1 protein-coding gene is annotated in these 348 nt (G+C 57.5%); it reads right to left on the bottom strand.

The annotated features are described in order from the left end of the window. Positions 1–37: 37 nt before the first annotated feature. Entirely contained in the window at positions 38–244 is a 207-nt protein-coding gene (locus EN852_RS36950) for a hypothetical protein (protein ID WP_135879768.1), read from the bottom strand. Positions 245–348: the final 104 nt, after the last annotated feature.

Raw genomic sequence — 348 nt, forward strand, 5'->3', positions numbered from 1 at the left:
CGGCGACTGGCGATGGCGTTGCTCAATCCTGGGCCGCCTAGAGTTTAGTCGCTCCGTAAATCTCCACCCGCATCAGTGCCTTCTGCACGACCTCGGAAGCGTCCTTGCCCTTGATCGAATCCGTTTCGCCGGGAAGCGAAACCTTCGCTACGTACCTGTAGTCGCCACCCGGCATTTCGTTGACCACGATTCGGCAGCCATGTCTCTCCAGTACCCACGTTCCCGTAGCTTGAAGCTGCTTCAAGCCCTGATCCACAAGCCCAAAATTTTAATTCGGCATTCTTGTATCCTTGCAGCGGCGCATGCGGATTCGAGCTGAGGCAACCCCTAGTTCCCGGGAACTGCCGC

It is taken from the genome of Mesorhizobium sp. M2E.F.Ca.ET.209.01.1.1, assembly GCF_004010375.2.
Taxonomy (GTDB): domain Bacteria; phylum Pseudomonadota; class Alphaproteobacteria; order Rhizobiales; family Rhizobiaceae; genus Mesorhizobium.